We start from the raw sequence: 17,389 nt of genomic DNA, 5'->3' as shown, positions 1-17,389 counted from the left end.
ATTCCACAAAACATTACACAGCAGAATCGGCAATTCGTTGAAAAAATGAAGCGGGAGCCCCCATACGGAGCCCCCCACTTCTACACACACCTAAAACACACTAACGAAAACGGTAACGAACTCCTGCCTGCACACCGGCAGCCTGATATCGCTGGGAAATGCCGGATCCCTCCTTGAATACCGACCCGAATTGCTGCCGGTACTGTGGACGGACCAGCAGGGTAACGTTCGGATGCATCCGATATTCCGCCTCAAGCCCAAAACGGGCATTGAGCAGGAACTGACGAAGTTCACCAAGCTCCTGCATGGACTCCGAACCACGCAGCGAGCGCGAAATGTAACGGCCGCGGGAGGAGGACAACCATGCAGGTGCAAAACCGGCAGTTATACCGAATCCCCATCGGTTGCTGAAAAGCCGCCAGGTAAAATCAAGAGGGAATTCGATATACCGGATGCTCGTCCTGGTACGGGCTGCATCAATGGAAGGGTCATAGGAAAGCTGATTCACCGTATCATAGGAGGCCACCCAGTTGCTGTCGGTCATTTGTACATCCGTGTTCATCATCCACGGATTGCCCATGATGTAGGCGGTGTCCGTATCCACCGACCAATACGTATAGGCTTGCCAGTAGCTGTCATCGATATATTGGTCCTGATAACTGCGTGGCACATACTCGTTCCGCTCACCGTATTGCGTCAACTCGACGCCGATGGTAGCATCCCAGGATCGTTTCCCAACTCCAACCGCTACTCCAACTTGTCCTGTGACGATCTCCTGTTCCCGCTTGTTTCGAATGTCATCCCAAGACTTCCAATCCGACTCGACGTTCTTGAATACCTGGAAAGCGCCTGTGGTGGCCGTGAGGTGCCAGGAAAACTCCTGCTTCGGCTGGCGGTTAACAATTTGCCGTTCCTGCAAGAGCGGCTGACCAGAAGCATACAATGCCCGTTGATGGTTGGGTAAAAGGGCCATGGGTTCGCCTCTTGGCGTCCAAAACGCTGTAGCAACGCCTGACTCCGTCTCCATTTCGGAATAACCACCTGCCGGCGAATTGATCGTAGGATCTGCCGCTTGTTCGATTATTACAGGCTTTACATTGGATTTACTTGGTTCAACACCCGTCAGGAGGATGGCTCCAACAGACTTGGATCGTTTTGATAGTGCGATGCCCGGACGCGTTTCCGCGATCGTGGTCGAAGGGGAAGGCGGCACCACGGTCGTTAAAGGGTCTGCAGCCGGTTGCCTGACTTGAACTTCCGCCGATAAGGCATTGGTCGAGGGTTTGGTGTTGCTTTCCGATACTCCGGAAGACATAGTGGTCGAGGCCACCGGCTGTTGCGCAACCCGGCCGGTCTGCCAAATGGATTGTTGCGGTTCCAGTAGTTGGATGGTCACCAGCGTCGTAACGCCTGCGATCAGCAGGATGAGCAGCACCATTCCCCACCGTTTCCTGCGGAAGTGCCGGTCGAGCAATTGCTCGGCCTTACCCCAGGATGCTTCGGGATCCAGGTTGAAATCTTCTCTCTCGTCTTTCATGGCAAGAGTGCTTTGTTGACGTTCGGTTGTTGCCAGCCGACTTGTTCAGGGTCTATCAATTCGCGCAAGCGTTTTTTTGCGCGATGCAAGTGCGCCTTGGAAGTTCCTGTCGTGATGTTGAGCATCGCCGCGATCTCCTCGTGTTTATAACCATCGACCACGTGCAGGTTGAAAACCGTCCGGTTCATATCGGATAACTGCTGCAAAGCGCTCCGAATGGCCTCCAGTTGCTCTGCCTCGAGGTGAGGCTCGACGGTCGGGTGGTCGGCTTCTGCTTCGTGAATCTCGCGCAGGTCGAAGTGCTCGCGATACCGCTTGTTCTTTCTAAACTCGTCCACCACGTAGTTGACCGCGATCTTCCGCAGCCAGAGTTCAAACGGCAGGTTCTCCGCTCTTTTCAGGTAGCGATCCAGGTTGATGATCGTTTTGAGAAAGATCTGGTTGATGGCCGCTTCAGTATCCTCCCGGTTCACATAATACCGCCGACACACGGACACCAGGAAAGGGAAACAGATCCGGTAGAGCTCATAATGCGCTCTCCGGTCGTCCCGCTTACAGCGTTCCAGCAGTTCAGTGGCAGGTTTCATCGTTTGCAACAACAGGACGGAGGATTTCTCCTCCGCCCTGAAGCATCAAAAAACCGAAACAGGAACTATTCTTTGATGACCTTCCGGAAAGAGCGATAACCATCTCCTTCGGTCAGTTCAATCAGGTAAATACCGGGCGACCATTGATCCGCCGGCACTCGTACTTCACCGGTGCTAAAGCGCTCCGTGAAGAGGACTGCACCACGAAGATCGAGTACCCGCACGACCGCTTCACCTTTCGCCGATGCGGCACGTTGTAGCGTACATGCCGCATTAAACGGATTCGGGTAAACCGCGAACGATGGTGAAGCGGTCATATCAGGTACTGCCGTCAGGCTGGCCGGTGACATGATATTCAGCATGAAACCCGGCATACCACGGAATACGTTTCCAAGTGAATCGACAGAAAGCGTATCGCAATAGGTACTGGTACAGCCTGTCCCCGGCTCGGTGACGGTAAGACAGAGGGGGTAGTCGCCGACGGCATTATAGAGATGGGACGGGTAGGGATCGGTAGAGAATGTACCGTCTCCGAAGTCCCAGTTGAAGCCCAGATTCACTCCGCTGCTCAGGTTGACCACCGCGACCTGGTAGGGGGCCATTTGCAGGATCACGTAGTATGCCTGACAGGTGGTCGGGAACACGATGGCTGTATCGACCCGGATCTGGCTGCAAAACTGCGAGCTGCAGGCGGTGTCGGTGATGGTCAGACAGGCATTGTACAGGCCGGGAGCCGGGTAGGTATGTTGCGGGAATCGCGTCGTGGAAGTAGTGCCGTCACCGAAATCCCAGAGATAGTTCGTCGCCGGGGATGTTCCAGCCGACAGGTCGATGAAGTAAGCATCCAGGCCCAAGGTGCTTGACGTGTAAAATGCGTTGCAGGCAGGGAAAGGTCCGGTGGTAACCGACACCGTCATGCACCAACTACACAAGACAATACCCTGCAGATCGGTTTCATTCATACATACGGTATAAGCACCGGGTGCAGCATACGTGTGGTTGACAGGATTTCCGAAACCGGTGGCACCGTCACCAAAATCCCAGTTCAACACCGAGATCAGGGAGGAAGGAATCCCCGTGAACTGGATCTGGTTAGGTTGCAACGGGTCGGGGTCGGCAACGAAGGTGCAGCGGAAACCGGTCCCGATCACGGTAACCGCGGTCGTGCTGCTGCACAAGGGTAATCCGGTCGCGGAATCAATCTCGCTGACCGTCACCGTATACGTTCCGGGCGCCAGGTATACATGAGTTGCCAAAGCTCCGGAACCCGTTGAACCGTCGCCGAAATTCCAGGTAACGATACTCGTTGGTGATGATACATTGCAGGTAAAATATACCAGTGCATCGTTCAGGCTGTCCTGAAAGAAACTGATATTACAAGTAGCACTGTTGGACACGACCGGAATGAGCATGCATGCCTGACATACGGGCAGTGAGAGCGAATCGGCTTCAACCGCGCATACATTGTAGAAACCACTGGCCGGGAACGTATGAAGCACGATTGCCCCGGTATCCGTCGTTCCGTCGCCAAAGTCCCAATGCACGGTAGTAGCTGGCGCCGTGGTGGTATAAGCAAACGTATAGTTGAATGTATTGGCGGAGTCGACGAGGTAAGTATAGCTGCAACCACCGCCGGTTTGCTGAACAACGATCGTATCACAATATGTGCAGACCGTTCCCATCGGGTTGACCGCAGTCATGCATACATTGAACTGACCCGCGAACGGGAAGACGTGATTCACCTGAGAACCACTATCCTGCGTACCGTCGCCGAAATCCCACTGGATGGTGGAACCCGAATCTGCCGTAGCGAAGAACTGGAACGCGCCGGTTGTGAACGGATCCTGAATCGCTGAATAAGAACACGAAGAAGTAACGGGAACGACCGAGACCGGCATACAGGCTGTGCAAGTTTGGGCTCCGGTAACCGAATCGGTGTATTGAACACAAACCAGGTAGCTGCCGGCCGGGAAATAGGATTGAGCAACCATGGGACCGGATCCAACCATTCCGTTACCAAAATCCCATTCTACATGGGTTCCGGGTGGCGGGTTGGTGACAAAATGCAGGGTCAAGGGATCAGTAAGGTCCGGATACCACATGAAGCCGCAGGTGACCGGACTCGGGAATACCTGGATCGTCTGGCAGGAGTTGCAGATGAGTACACCTGTCAGTGAATCGTACAGACTAACACAAGGGGTATATGTACCTGAATCCGTATAGGTATGTTGAGCTATAAGGCCGTATCCCGAAGCACCGTCACCGAAATCCCAGGTCGCGACCTGCCCGGAAGAAGCATTCAGGAGTTCGAAGTTGATCGTCTGCGGCTGGATCCAATCCTGTTGTGCTGTGAACGAGCAAGGTGTCGGCGCCACGGATAGCGGGCCGCAGTAAATACACAACTGCTGGCCTGTCGAGTCGAATACTTCATGACAAACGTTAAACGTGCCGGCCGTAAATAAATGAACCGGTATCGGATCTACGGAATTGGTACCGTCACCGAAGTCCCAGGTATGCCGGTAACCCATTCCGAGCGTTATCGGATCAGGGTTGAAAGTGTAAAGACCGTTGCCGTTATCAATTGGCGCGAACAGGCAATTCTGGGCGCCGGCGACTGTACTTAGCAACCAGAGGAGGAATACGAGGAGATATCTTTTCATGGGATGGTTGTCAAGGTTGAGATAGAAGGGCCTTCATAGGATAACACGCAGGCGGTGGTCAAATGGTTGACAGCAACTAAAAAAATATGGATTGAATTTCGGGAAAATACGCGGAACACCGGATCGAGGGTCGTCAGCCTGGCCCTCAACTCCGGGACTTCATCTCAGATTCAGCCATTATTCAGGCAGGGCTCATTTATCAGATGACACTTTTGACCCGTCCGAACGATTCGGATCCCGTTAACAAGCAAGGGCAGCCGGGTGCCCGTCACTGCAATCCAAACAAACATGAAAAAAGTAATGGTAGCAGCGGCCGTCCTCTTTACGAGCGCCGCTGTCATGGCCCAATCTCCCGCGCCGAAACCCGCGACACAAGCTGTTCAGGCGAAAGCGGCCACGGCTCCGGCCGCCAAAGAAGCCCATCATGACATGAAAGCGGCGAAGCACGATGCTAAGGACGCGAAACAGGAGACGAAGGAAGCCAGGCATATGCAACATGTGGTTGCGAAGCCGGCTCCTAAGTCCAAAGCTGCCGGCGAGGCGAAGCCGGCAGGAATGGAAAAGAAGTAATGGTTTGAATGGATGGTTGACGGCCGGATCCGCCTTGGATTCGGCCGTCTTTATTACCGAAAGAGTCCCTTTATCAACGCCTGTTGCAACAGGATGATGGTCTTCGCATCGCGGATACGGCCGTCGTCTATCATCGCCAAGGCCCGTTCAAACGACATTTCGAGCACTTCGATATCTTCCTGTTCGTCCGGGTGACCTCCCCCCTTGCCCACTTTTCTTTCCGGGTGGTATTCGGCGAAATAAAAATGCAGGATCTCGGTAACGACGCCGGGCGACATGTACACTTCCATGAGCTTTTGTACATCCCGGACCTGGTAGCCGGTCTCCTCCTCCACTTCACGTCGCACACAATCGTCGGGGTGCTCGTCCTCCAGGAGTCCGGCACAGGCTTCGATGAGTCTGCCATCGGGGTTACCGTTGAGTGAAGTCGGCAGGCGGAATTGCCTGGTCAGGACAACGGTGCGTTGTTCCCGATTGTACAGCAGCACGACCACGCCATTGCCGCGATCGTAGACTTCCCGCTTCTGCACTTCGACTTTGCCGTCGCTTCGGGTGTATTCGAGGGTATAATTCCGGAGGAGGTACCAATTATCGGACAGTACATCGGACCGGAGAATGCGAATGTTCGCCATGGGCAGGCTCAGGGGAAACGTGTTGTAGAACCGAAGCGTTGCAAGCCAGCCCAGGGTGAGCTCGTCACGCTTCGGTCATCGAACAAGGCCCAGGCGTTGTAATGACGAGCGAACACGGGAGCGCATCCGAGCGAAGCCATCCGGTTCCGCTCCATATTACTTTACTTCTTCGGTTGTGGAGGCTTCGTTGCCGGCGGAGGCGTTGTCGGAGCGGGTTGTTTTCCCTTCTCGCCTTCCTTCTTCTTCTCGGCGGCTTTCTTGGCTTCGTCTTCCTTCTTTTTGTTCTCTTCGATGACCTTCAGGTCGATTCCGTTCTTGTAGGCGGATTCGCTGATGACGTTGCCCTTGCGGTTGTAGGTTTTCCAGACGCCGTCACGGAGACCGACTTTGTAACTGCCTTCCTGGCGGATGGAGCCGTCTTCGAAGTACTTGGTCCATTTCCCGTCTTTCTTTCCGTCCTTGTAGGTTCCTTCGAGCTGCACCTGTCCGGAGAAATAATAACGGTTGTACTCCCCTTCTTTCACTCCACCGAGGTACTCGGTCTCTTCGCGCACTTTGTCGTAGCTGTAGAATTTGCGGTCGATCCCTTCTTTGATGTCGTTGACGAATTCCGTTTCGGCGATCTTCTCCCCGAAGGTGTTGTAGAACATCCAGAGCCCCTGCTTGCGGCCGATCTCGTCGGTCTTGTTGCGGTGCTTCTCTTTTCCCGGTGCATACTTGGGTTTCTCTTCTTTCACCTGCGCGAAGGCGCTGCCACAGGCGCCTGCGGCGAGCCAGAAGAGCAAGACGCAGAAGAAAAAGAAGTTGCGGGTTAGTCGGTTCATGCGGATGGAAATGGGTCGTTAGTTGCGCAAGGGTTTGCCGGAGGTCAGGATGCTTTGGATGCGCTCGAGCGTTTTGCGTTCTCCGCAGAGGGAGAGGAATGCTTCGCGCTCCAGGTCGAGGAGGTACTTTTCGGAGACAAGGGTCGGGGCTGAAAGATCGCCACCGGAGAGAACCCAGGCGAGTTTTTGCGAGATCTTCCGATCGTGTTCGCTGATGAAATGTCCCGACTCCATGGCATTGGCACCGGCATAGATCATGCCGAGCGCGGAACGACCGAGCACTTTGATGTCGGTTCGCTCCACCGGACGGGTATAGCCATCATCGGCCAGTTCGAGTACGGCCCGCTTGGCTTCCCCGATGACGCGGTCCGGATTGACGACGACCTCATCACGGCCATCGACCAGTATGCGGAGATCGAAAGCCTCGTGGGCGGACGTGGACACTTTCGCCATTCCGATCGTGAGGAAATACTCGCGGAGCATCTGCTCATCAATCGTGTTCTCGCGGTAGGCATCCGAGGCGCGCAGGGCGAATTCCTTGGACCCGCCGCCGCCGGGAATCAGTCCGACTCCGAACTCGACGAGTCCGATGTAGGATTCCGCAGAAGCAACGACCTTATCGGCATGCAAGGTCATCTCACAACCTCCGCCCAGCGTAAGGGCGTGCGGCGCTACGACCACGGGGACCGAGCTGTAGCGAACGCGCATGTTCATGTTCTGAAAAGCACGAATGGCCATGTCGATCTCGTCCCAGTCTTGCTCGGTAGCCAGCATGAAGATCATGGCGATGTTGGCGCCGGCACTGAAGTTCTGTCCTTCGTTGCCGATGACCAAACCGCGATAATCCTTCTCGGCGATCTCGATGGCCTTGTTGACACCGGCGATCACTTCTCCGCCGATGGAATTCATCTTGGTGTGGAACTCCATGTTGAGGACACCATCGCCGATATCGAGTAGCGAGCAACCGGTATTCTTCCAAACAAGATTGGAGCGGTGCGCATCGAGCAGAACCAGGCCTGCTCCGCCGTCTTCCCGGCGGTAGGTTCCGGAAGCGACATCGTAACATTCACGACGGCCGGACGCATAGCGATAAAAAGTCTCATTCCCGGAGGCGATGAATTTCTCCACCCAGGGAGCCGGCGCATGGCCGAGCGACTTCATCACATCGGTGAATGCTTTCACACCGAGCAGTTCCCAGATGGCAAAAGGTCCCATCTCCCAGCCAAATCCGGCAGCGACGGCCTGATCGATCCGATAGATCTCGTCGGACACTTCCGGAATGCGGTAGGAGATGTACTGGAAGAGCGACGCGAACGAGCGACGGTAGAACTCTCCCGCCTTATCGGTCCCTTTGAGCAAGACCGGAATACGGTCGCGGAGGTTGTCGATAGACTTGGTCTGGTCCAGCGTCGCGAACTTGACTTTGGCTTTGGGAATATACTCGAGCGTCTTGAGGTCGAGTGATAGAATCTCGCTCTTTCCTCCGGCACCTTTGACTTTCTTATAGAAACCCTGTACGGTCTTGTCACCGAACCATTTGTTTTCGACCAGCTTGCTTACATAGGCAGGCAGTTGAAACGCGTCGCGTGCAGCGTCCTCGGGGCAACGGTCGTACACGTCCTTCGCGACCTTGACCAGGGTATCGATGCCCACGACATCACAGGTCCGGAAGGTGGCCGACTTCGGGCGTCCGAGTACCGGGCCGGTGAGTTTATCCACCTCATCCACCGAAAGCCCCATTTGTTCGACCAGGTGAAAGAGCGACATGATCGAGAAGACGCCGATGCGGTTGGCGATGAATGCCGGAGTATCCTTACAAAGCACGGTCGTTTTGCCGAGGAAACGGTCGCCGTATTCCATCAGGAAATCAACGATGACCGGATCGGTGTCCGGAGTCGGAATGATCTCCAGCAGGCGCAGGTAGCGGGGCGGGTTAAAGAAGTGCGTTCCGCAGAAGTGTTTTCGGAAATCCTCGCTACGCCCCTGAGCCATCAGGTGGATGGGAATGCCGGAGGTGTTGGAGGTAATCAGTGTACCGGGTTTCCGGTAGCGCTCCACCTGTTCGAAGAGCGAGCGTTTGATATCGATATTCTCGATAACAGCCTCCAGCACCCAGTCGCAGGTCGCGATATCCTTGAGATGATCGGTAAAGTTGCCTGTCCGGATGCGCCCAGCGAACGACTTGCGGTAGAGCGGTGCCGGATTCGCCTTGAGTGTGTTCTGGAAACTGGTGTTCACGATGCGATTCCGAACGGCGGGATCCTCCAGTGACTTGCCGGCCTTGGCTTCCTCATCGGTGAGTTTATCGGGGGCGATATCCAACAAGAGGACCTTGAGTCCGATGTTGGCGAAGTGACAGGCGATGCGGGAACCCATGATTCCGCTGCCGAGTACGGCCACCTGTTTGATCGATCGTTTGCTCATATCGAACGTCGCCTCAGGCGACGGAGTAAATGCGTTCTATCTGTTCCTTGTACTTCTCCGCGATGATCTTGCGGCGGAGCTTGAGGGTAGCGGTGAGTTCACCGGAGTCCATGGTCCATTCTTTTGCCAGCAGTTCAAATTTCTTGACCTGCTCGTACTGCGCGAAGCTGGCGTTCAGTTCTGCCACTTCTTTACCAAGCCGATCTATCACCTGCGGGTTGCGGATCATGGTGGCCGGGTCGGTCCAGGGAATCTCGTGCAACTCGCACCATTTCTGAAGGTGAGCGAATGCCGGAACGATCAGCGCGGAGGGGAAATTCCGGTTCTCGCCGATGACCATGATCTGCTCGATGAACTGCGATTCCTTGAACTTATTCTCGAGTGCCTGGGGCGCGATGTACTTTCCTCCGGAAGTCTTGAAGATCTCTTTCTTGCGATCGGTGATCTTGAGGTGCTTTCCGTCCTGCATCATGCCGATATCGCCGGTATGGAACCAGCCGTCTGCATCGATCACTTCCGCGGTCAGATCGGGGCGATTGTAATAGCCGAGCATGACGTTGGGGCCTTTACACAGTATCTCGCCATCTTCCGCGAACTTGACTTCACAATTGAAAATGACCGGACCGACCGTACCGATAGCGGCGCCATCGGGCTCAAAATTGTTTACGGCGATAACGGGACTCGTTTCGGTCAGACCATATCCTTCGAGTACCGGAATACCTGCCGCCCAGAAAACGCGGGCGAGGCGGGGTTGGAGGGCGGCCCCGCCGCTGACAATCGCTTTGACATTACCACCGAGCGCTTCTCGCCATTTGGAGAACACCAGCTTCCGGGCAAGCGACAATTGGGATTCATACCACGTTCCATTCTTGCCACCGAACTCAAACCGGAGTCCAAGGTTGAGGGCCCAGAAAAACAGGGCGCGCTTGACGGCCGGGGCCTCTTTCCCTTTGGCCAATATGCGGTCATAGACTTTCTCCAGGAGGCGTGGCACGGTGGAAAACACATCCGGCTTCACCTCTTTCAGATTGTCGGCGATCTTATCCATGCTTTCGGCATAGTAGATCGACACGCCCAGGTACATGTACAGGTAGGTCAGCATCCGCTCGTAACTGTGGCAGAGCGGAAGGAAGCTCAGCGCACGGTGGCGGTGATCGACCGGCGGAAGGTGTTCCGTCGCTTCGACGTTGCTGATGATGTTGGCGTGCGATAACATCACGCCTTTCGGAGTACCGGTCGTTCCTGAAGTGTACAGGATGGTGGCGAGGTCGCCGGAAGCAATGGAAGCACGAACGCTATCGAGGCGCGAAGCATCGGTATGCTGGTCGCCCAGTTTCACCAACTCGGTCCAGTGATCGGCACCGGTGACCGGTGAAAAGGTATAGACCTGTTTGAGGGTCGGAACCTCGTTTCGGATGGCCGCGATCTTTTGATAGAGATCCGCGTCGCCGGCAAAGACCATTTTTGCGCCGCAGTCGTTCAGAATAAACTTGATCTCCGGTTCGCTAAGCGTCGTATAGATCGGGACGTTGACCGCGGCGATCTGCATCATGCCGTGGTCGACAAAATTCCATTCAGGCCGGTTGGCCGAGATGATGGCGATCTTATCGCCTTTACCGATTCCGGATGCGAGTAAACCGTAGCTCACCCGGTCGATCATATCAACGAAATACCGGGTAGAATACGGAGTCCACTTCCCGTTTTCCTTGGCCGTCAGGGCGTCCTCCTTGGGAAAACGATCCAATTGACGGCGTGGAATATCGAACAGACGTTTAATTTCCATGCAAAATGCGCGTTACGAATTTACATATTCAAGAGGGGGTAAAAGCGCGTAAAAAACGCAGGATTGTCCCGATTATTAACAAGTAATTCTGTCAACTGTTGAGGGCTGGAAAGGAGATTTCGGGATTCCATCAGGCACTTTGCACTGTGATGAACGGTCATGCAGCCGAAATCGTTGAAAATTACCCAGCAGTATCCCATTCCTCAAGGCTTCAATAGCCGAAATTTGAACGACTATGAGAATTGAAAACGATCTGACCCGGATGCTCAACCTGCGACTTCCGTTGGTCATGGCACCCATGTTTCTGGTTAGTAACGAGGCGATGATCCGGGAGGCCATCGGGGCGGGTATTCTGGGCTGCTTTCCCAGCCTGAATTTCCGAAAGGAAGGCGAACTGGAAGGAGTACTCGAACGCTTGAACCAATTCCTGCAAACGCGCCAGGGTCAGCCGGGTACTTATGGAGTCAACCTGATCGTTCAGCGGAGCAACTTCCTCTTTGAACGTCACCTCAAAGTTTGTGTCGACCGGAAAGTTCCGGTATACATCACCTCGCTGGGTAATCCGACAGAAACCATCCAGGCGGCACATGCTTATGGCGCCAAAGTATTTTGCGACGTCACCAACCTGACCCACGCGGAAAAGTGTGCCCGAAACGGATGCGACGGGTTCATTGCCGTCGGTCAGGGTGCCGGCGGACATGCCGGCCCCTACCCGCTTTCGCTCCTGGTGCGCACGCTGAAGTCGCACTTTCCCGACATTCCGGTACTGGCAGCCGGTGGCATTGCAGACGGTAGCGGCATCCTGAGCGCCCTCGCATCGGGCGCTTCCCTGGCCTATTGCGGAACCCGTTTCATTGCCACATCCGAAGCTCCGGTCGGACAGCCCTACAAAGATGCAGTGATCCAATCCGGCATGGATCAGATCGTTCTTACGGAGCGCATCAGCGGGACACCCTGTACGGTGATTCGCACGCCCTTCGTCGAGAAGATCGGACTGAAACAAAACCGGTTCGAACGATGGCTGGGCAAGAATCCACGGACACGCAAATACTTCAAGATGCTGGTCCAAAAACGCGGTTTCAACTGGCTCGAAGAAGCGGTCAAGCCCGGCAACTACAACAATCTGTGGTGTGCCGGCCAAAGCGTCGAGCTGATCCACGATATCGTTCCGGTCAGGACCATTGTGGACCGGTATGAATCCGAATTGAACGAAGCCTGGCAGGCCCTTTCCGCTACCATCCGTCCCTGATCCATGAAAAGGCTGTTGCAACTTCTCCAAGACGCGGAACGCTCACCGATCCGGTTGTGGCTGCTCAACCGCATCGTTGCACGCGCCATCCCATTCAACGCGCCACACGGCATCCGTATCCAGCGTATTACACCCTTCGGAATTCAGGCGACGCTTCCGTACCGGCGCAAGAACCTCAATCACCTGAAAGGATTACATGCCTGCTCACTGGCGACATTGGGCGAATTCACCGCGGGCATGTCGTTGCTGCATGCGCTTCGATCAATGGACTACCGGTTGATCATGAAAGAAATCAAGGTAACCTATCACCGTCAGGGCAAATCGGACGCGCGGGCGGAATGCAGGCTTGACGAAACCTGGTTGCGTCAGCACGTGAAGGAACCGCTTCACTCATCTGACGCGGTGTTCGTACCCATCCAGGTACCCGTAACCGATGAAAGCGGCGAATCACTTTGCACGGTCGAAGTACACTGGCAGGTCAAGCGCTGGGATAAGGTCCGGACTCAGTCCTAATGGCGTAAACAGCAAGGCCCGGCAGCGCTCTTCGCTCCTGCCGGGCCTTGCAGTATGAATAGCCAGGATCAGATTTTCGTCAGGCGCATGCTGTAGACCTTTTCAGCCGTACGAACCTGCAGGATGTAGACGCCGACGGGCTCGTTTAGCAAATTCAATTGCTCCGTTACCCTGCCGTTATTCATCAGGTTGCGCGACTCGATCAGTCGACCGCTAACATCGGTAAGGGTCAGTTGTACCGAACCAAGCGGCAGATCGCGGAGATCGACGGTGTACACTCCGGTTCCGGGGTTCGGGAAAATCGCGAGTGCCGGAATACGGACCGGAACTCCCGAAGAAAGCACATTGTTATTCTGGAGATTGATGTTGTCGATGTAAAGGTTATTGCCAAAATCGTTGATGTTGACAAAGCGTATCAGCGCCAGTTCTCCGGCCAGGGAAGTCAGTTCAACCGTGTCATTTCTCCAATCGTTCCCGGAGGAAGGCGACCAGTCGGTATTGCTCGAAGGCACGGAAGCCAGTGCTGCACCGATCTTCTCATAACCGGTAGCCGTCCAGGTAGCGCCGCAATCGGCGGATTGCTCAATCCGCAAGCCATCTTCGTAACCGGAGAATTGGGCATAGGCGACATCGAACAGCAACTGCGGATAAGCGACCGCCGCGAAGTCCACCAGGATGGTCACCAGGTAATCGAGTGCGCCGGAATTGTTGTAACTGTAATTATCGAACCAGGCAGCATCGGTATTCGAACCGTCAGATCCGGTGATATTGGTTTTGACCGACCATTCATAATCAGGTCCGGATGCGATCACGTCCCAACCGGCTGGCGGGAATGCTGGAGCAAACGCTTCCTGCAAAGGCGCCGCGGCTCCGGCTGCTACTACCTGGAGGTTGATGTCCAGTTCGTTGTTGGCGAGGTTCAGATCCGGGGTGGCGTTAACCGTCACGACCAGATTGAATGCTCCGCCCGCGGAGAAATCGGCCGGGACCGCAAACGTAAAGTTCGTAGTAGCGCCATGAATCAGTGAACCCGTGTACGTCTCGGTAACAGGCGAGCCGCCGTTGATCGTATATGACAACTGGAAGCCTGAGGCAGTATTCAAGCCATCGTTGCGTATTTCGACCGTAACCGGAACACTGTTGAGCGGGAAACAAGGATAGAGGTTCCCTTCCACCGGGAAGATCATCGTGCTAAGGCCGATATCGTCGGCAAGGCTGCAACTGACCAGCCCGGGAGCCTTCTGAACGGCATTGGCTCTGCGTCCCTTGCCATTTCCGACAAGTGCTCTTACACTGAACCAAACTTCATTGGTAGCAGGAATGGCAAGTTGGGCGGTAGTGCCGGTAACGGTCATTACGGAGTCCATGTAGCGCGAACCCAGCACACTGACTTCATACGCCGTTGCGCCTGTTACGGCATTCCATCCGATCTGCATGGTATCCGGGCAGGCAAAATCCACGTGAAGGTTTTGGGGTATACCACTTACCGTGAACGTCTCATCCGACAGGTCTGAATCCGAACCACGTGTAATCCGAACCAATGCTTCGCCGCTACGCTGGGAAGCGATGGGTGTCCATGCATATTGACGAATATCTGGGCCAACGGTAGCGATCGGTTGCCAGTTCGCGCCATTGTCCGGCGAAAACTCGAGTGTGAACGGTGTCGAAACGCCATAGGCATCCCAGCGCAGCAATTCTTCCGAGCCGATAGCAAAGCCTTCACCACCGGTCGGGTACGTTAACACGATCTCATCCGTTCGGAATTCCCATACCACATAAAACTTTTGCATTCCGGACGGGACAGCGTTACCTGACACGCTTGCGGTGAAGGTTCCGGTCGAGGGGTTGTCGAGCGTTACCTGTTCTACGTTATTGAGGTGATCGGCTCCGCGTACAGCCGGCAGACCAATGGTTGAAGCATTCGGCGTCGGATCGAGTATCCAGGGTTGCAAAATGCCAATGGACGCATGGCTCAGGGTCAGATCCAGGTCATTCACCAGTTGAAACGCCGCGGAAGGATCTCCAGCCGGATCCAACCAGTACAGTAACACGCGAAGCTGGCGGACACCGGAAGGCACCGTAATGGAGATGTTGCGTGAAGAGCCCTGGCCAACCGAATCGAGTACATACGTCCGGTTCGCCAACGTCTGTAACGCCCTACGTGCATTGATACGGCCATATCCGTAACTGTAATCAGGTCCGTCATTGCCGATATCTTCCGCAGTGTTCAAGAGGGTAGCCTTGATAAGCGGAGACTCGGGGTCACTTCCACTGTTCAGCTCACGATAGGCCTGGTACAGTTGAGCGGTTGTTCCGGCAACGGAAGGACAGGCAGCGCTGGTGCCTCCTCCGACCTGGTAGGTATTGTTCTCGTCGGTGGAAAGCTGGTCGCGACCATTGGCGCAGATGTCCGGTTTGACACGACCATCGTCGGCCGGGCCGTGGGAACTGCTGGGATCGATCACCTCGTAGGCATCGAGGTTGCCAACAGCGATCACGTTCTTGCCGATCTTGAAGCCGCCGGTGATCGTACCCCAGGGAGTACCGGCGCCGTAGCCGCAATCGCCCTGGGCATTGTTCCCGGCGGAAAAGACCAGTGTGAGGGATGGATTATCGTTTACGATCTGATCACCCGTCTGAGAAATGGCATTGTAATCATTGCAACCCTGGCTGTAGCTAGTGGACGTGATGATCGCGCCGAGGGAATCGAGATAGTGCGGCGCCTGGTAGATGTGGTCGTATCCAACCGAACCGGCTCCGATATCGTGAATGTAGATCCGGGCACCATCGGCCATACCGCGAATGGTGGGGTCCAGGTTTCCGGCGCCGACCGCGATTCCCGAGGTCATGTCGCCGTGTGTTCCGCCGGCACCGCTGTTCATCAATTGCGTGATGCGGCCCTGGAAGTCGATGTGAGGACCGACCTCGCCATCGTCGGCGAGTGAGATGGCGACACCGTTGCCATTATAATGTAAGCCCGACGGAATGTCGCTGTTGATATAATTGCTCCGGTGCAGTGAACGGCCCCGGCTATCTTCAGGATAAGAAGCGGGAGCAACCGGCTCAATGTATCGCACGAAAGGAAGTCGTACCAGACGATTGATATCCTCCTTTGGAAATTCCACGTTCACCAGACCGAAACCCGATTGAGCAGCGGTTATCCTGGCGCCGTTTTGTTGCAGTACCGCGGTCGCGTGTTCGAATGAAACATCCGGGAAAAAGCTCAACTGCAATTCCACGCGTCCGCCGGTACGGATAGCATGATCCGGAAAACTGCCTTCCGCGACCCGTCGGTTCAATTTGTAGCGTTCATCGACCGGGAGTACAGTACGAACGTTCGTCCTGGTCAGCAAGCGGCTGTCCACTGAACGCGGCAGCGAGACCAGCCAGGCATTGGCAGGCAGATAGGAGACGAAGCGAAGACCCGCGGTTTCAAGTTGACGCTTTTGTATCGGATCGGGAATACTGTTGAACTGTATGATCCGATAATAACGATCGTCGAACAGATCCTGCGATGAAATACGGCTAAGGGATTCATCACTGAAATCCTGCACCGTGGTAATGGTTCCGGAAGCAAGTCGGATCTCGTTACCGGGAACGACGGGATGTCCCGCAAAGCAAGGAATAGCCAGCGCGAGGGCTGCAATCAGTACAGATAAACGCATGGGAAAGTTGATGGTTGGCAGATCAAATAAACGAAAAAAAAGGGATAAGGATGATTGTCGAAAACAGCGGAGTTCAAAAGAGCGTATGTTTGTGCAGATTCTACGAAATGGGCCGGATCTTTCGCAACCTTTTTGGCATTTACGCGCTGATCGTTTTTACGCTTTCAGTACTTGTTGTACTTCCCGGCTATTTCCTGGTATTTCTATTGGCCAGCAAGGAACGAGCGCCTCGATTGGCCCACAGGCTCATCTCCCGCTCCTGGGCGTCTGTGCTCTTCCTCCTCTTTGGCATTCGGGTCAAAGTAAGAAACAGCCAGGTACTTGATCCCGAAAAAACTTACGTCTTCGTAGCCAATCATCGCTCCTTGTTGGATATACCTTCGTATGCAATCGCCTGCCACAACACGTTCCGCTTTTTATCGAAGGAAGAATTGACCAAAATCCCCGGCATGGGGTGGATTATCCGAAAGCTCTACATCACCGTGGACCGCAAGGACAAGGCTGCCCGATTACGCAGCATGGACCGGATGGTTCAATCCCTGCGAGACGGAGTCTCCGTATTTCTTTGTCCGGAAGGGACCCGAAATAAAACCAACCGACCCCTGCTCGATTTTCATGACGGAGCATTTCGCGTAGCCATTGAAGCCCAGGTGCCCTTGGCAGTCATGACGATCATCCATTCCGACACGCTGCTTTCTCCACTCCACCCGATTGCACTGATGCCTGGCAGGATCGAATGTATCTGGGAGCACCCGATCGAGACCAGTGGGATGACTGGACAAGACGTCCCCCGGTTGCGGGAAACTGTTAAAAAACTTATGCTAAAACAACTGGAAGAAGTTGCTCGCCTACGGCAGAAATGAATTTGCCCATCAAGTCGGCACATTGACCACATTTCTGAATATGACACGAACCGCTAAGGTCAATTCGCTACATTTCATTTTC

12 protein-coding genes are annotated in these 17,389 nt (G+C 54.8%); 4 read left to right on the top strand and 8 right to left on the bottom strand.

Annotated elements, in window-relative coordinates; genetic code table 11:
- Window positions 1-100: 100 nt before the first annotated feature.
- The 3 genes from IPJ96_06385 to IPJ96_06375 all read right to left on the bottom strand — a co-directional run bounded on the left by IPJ96_06385 (window position 101) and on the right by IPJ96_06375 (window position 4,784).
- Window positions 101-1,537: a hypothetical protein gene (locus IPJ96_06385; protein MBK7909980.1), complete on the bottom strand. Its 1,437-nt coding sequence runs from the start codon at window positions 1,535-1,537 to the stop codon at window positions 101-103.
- Complete coding sequence (locus IPJ96_06380; protein ID MBK7909979.1) at window positions 1,534-2,124, bottom strand: RNA polymerase sigma factor; 591 nt, start codon at window positions 2,122-2,124, stop codon at window positions 1,534-1,536. The genes IPJ96_06385 and IPJ96_06380 overlap by 4 nt, the downstream gene beginning before the upstream one ends.
- A 65-nt stretch (window positions 2,125-2,189) precedes the next feature.
- On the bottom strand, window positions 2,190-4,784 hold the full coding sequence (locus tag IPJ96_06375; protein MBK7909978.1) for a PKD domain-containing protein: 2,595 nt from the start codon (window positions 4,782-4,784) through the stop codon (window positions 2,190-2,192).
- Between the two features lie 288 nt (window positions 4,785-5,072).
- Between IPJ96_06375 and IPJ96_06370 the strand changes: the two genes are divergently transcribed.
- Window positions 5,073-5,354 carry a hypothetical protein gene (locus tag IPJ96_06370; GenBank protein ID MBK7909977.1) on the top strand — a complete coding sequence of 94 codons (282 nt, stop codon included), beginning with the start codon at window positions 5,073-5,075 and terminating at the stop codon, window positions 5,352-5,354.
- A 53-nt stretch (window positions 5,355-5,407) separates the two neighbouring features.
- On the opposite strand, the gene nudK is transcribed toward IPJ96_06370, so the two are convergent.
- The 4 genes from nudK to IPJ96_06350 all read right to left on the bottom strand — a co-directional run bounded on the left by nudK (window position 5,408) and on the right by IPJ96_06350 (window position 11,017).
- Complete coding sequence (gene nudK / locus IPJ96_06365) at window positions 5,408-5,986, bottom strand: GDP-mannose pyrophosphatase NudK (protein MBK7909976.1); 579 nt, start codon at window positions 5,984-5,986, stop codon at window positions 5,408-5,410.
- A gap of 161 nt (window positions 5,987-6,147) precedes the next feature.
- Window positions 6,148-6,810, bottom strand: a complete 663-nt coding sequence (locus tag IPJ96_06360) for a toxin-antitoxin system YwqK family antitoxin (GenBank protein ID MBK7909975.1) — start codon at window positions 6,808-6,810, stop codon at window positions 6,148-6,150.
- Between the two features lie 18 nt (window positions 6,811-6,828).
- On the bottom strand, window positions 6,829-9,234 hold the full coding sequence (locus IPJ96_06355; GenBank protein ID MBK7909974.1) for an enoyl-CoA hydratase/isomerase family protein: 2,406 nt from the start codon (window positions 9,232-9,234) through the stop codon (window positions 6,829-6,831).
- A 13-nt stretch (window positions 9,235-9,247) separates the two neighbouring features.
- Window positions 9,248-11,017: a long-chain fatty acid--CoA ligase gene (locus IPJ96_06350; protein MBK7909973.1), complete on the bottom strand. Its 1,770-nt coding sequence runs from the start codon at window positions 11,015-11,017 to the stop codon at window positions 9,248-9,250.
- Between the two features lie 235 nt (window positions 11,018-11,252).
- Between IPJ96_06350 and IPJ96_06345 the strand changes: the two genes are divergently transcribed.
- Together IPJ96_06345 and IPJ96_06340 are read left to right on the top strand one after the other, a co-directional pair.
- A complete protein-coding gene (locus IPJ96_06345) occupies window positions 11,253-12,266 on the top strand; it encodes a nitronate monooxygenase (protein ID MBK7909972.1) in 1,014 nt (337 codons plus the stop codon).
- A gap of 3 nt (window positions 12,267-12,269) precedes the next feature.
- On the top strand, window positions 12,270-12,779 hold the full coding sequence (locus IPJ96_06340; GenBank protein ID MBK7909971.1) for a YiiD C-terminal domain-containing protein: 510 nt from the start codon (window positions 12,270-12,272) through the stop codon (window positions 12,777-12,779).
- 68 nt (window positions 12,780-12,847) lie between these two features.
- On the opposite strand, the gene IPJ96_06335 is transcribed toward IPJ96_06340, so the two are convergent.
- Entirely contained in the window at window positions 12,848-16,444 is a 3,597-nt protein-coding gene (locus IPJ96_06335; protein MBK7909970.1) for a S8 family serine peptidase, read from the bottom strand.
- Window positions 16,445-16,551: 107 nt separating this feature from the next.
- Between IPJ96_06335 and IPJ96_06330 the strand changes: the two genes are divergently transcribed.
- A complete protein-coding gene (locus IPJ96_06330; protein ID MBK7909969.1) occupies window positions 16,552-17,307 on the top strand; it encodes a 1-acyl-sn-glycerol-3-phosphate acyltransferase in 756 nt (251 codons plus the stop codon).
- Window positions 17,308-17,389: the final 82 nt, after the last annotated feature.

Source organism: Bacteroidota bacterium (assembly GCA_016713765.1).
Lineage (GTDB): Bacteria > Bacteroidota > Bacteroidia > AKYH767-A > 2013-40CM-41-45 > Pollutiaquabacter > Pollutiaquabacter aromativorans.
The sequence above is the reverse complement of the archived record's forward strand: the minus strand, read 5'-3'. Positions and strand labels throughout refer to the sequence as shown.

Coding starts and splice junctions, on each gene's coding strand:
- IPJ96_06385 (MBK7909980.1), bottom strand. CDS start 1,537: ATGAAAGACGAGAGAGAAGATTTCAACCTGGATCCCGAAGCATCCTGG.
- IPJ96_06380 (MBK7909979.1), bottom strand. CDS start 2,124: ATGAAACCTGCCACTGAACTGCTGGAACGCTGTAAGCGGGACGACCGG.
- IPJ96_06375 (MBK7909978.1), bottom strand. CDS start 4,784: ATGAAAAGATATCTCCTCGTATTCCTCCTCTGGTTGCTAAGTACAGTC.
- IPJ96_06370 (MBK7909977.1), top strand. CDS start 5,073: ATGAAAAAAGTAATGGTAGCAGCGGCCGTCCTCTTTACGAGCGCCGCT.
- nudK (MBK7909976.1), bottom strand. CDS start 5,986: ATGGCGAACATTCGCATTCTCCGGTCCGATGTACTGTCCGATAATTGG.
- IPJ96_06360 (MBK7909975.1), bottom strand. CDS start 6,810: ATGAACCGACTAACCCGCAACTTCTTTTTCTTCTGCGTCTTGCTCTTC.
- IPJ96_06355 (MBK7909974.1), bottom strand. CDS start 9,234: ATGAGCAAACGATCGATCAAACAGGTGGCCGTACTCGGCAGCGGAATC.
- IPJ96_06350 (MBK7909973.1), bottom strand. CDS start 11,017: ATGGAAATTAAACGTCTGTTCGATATTCCACGCCGTCAATTGGATCGT.
- IPJ96_06345 (MBK7909972.1), top strand. CDS start 11,253: ATGAGAATTGAAAACGATCTGACCCGGATGCTCAACCTGCGACTTCCG.
- IPJ96_06340 (MBK7909971.1), top strand. CDS start 12,270: ATGAAAAGGCTGTTGCAACTTCTCCAAGACGCGGAACGCTCACCGATC.
- IPJ96_06335 (MBK7909970.1), bottom strand. CDS start 16,444: ATGCGTTTATCTGTACTGATTGCAGCCCTCGCGCTGGCTATTCCTTGC.
- IPJ96_06330 (MBK7909969.1), top strand. CDS start 16,552: ATGGGCCGGATCTTTCGCAACCTTTTTGGCATTTACGCGCTGATCGTT.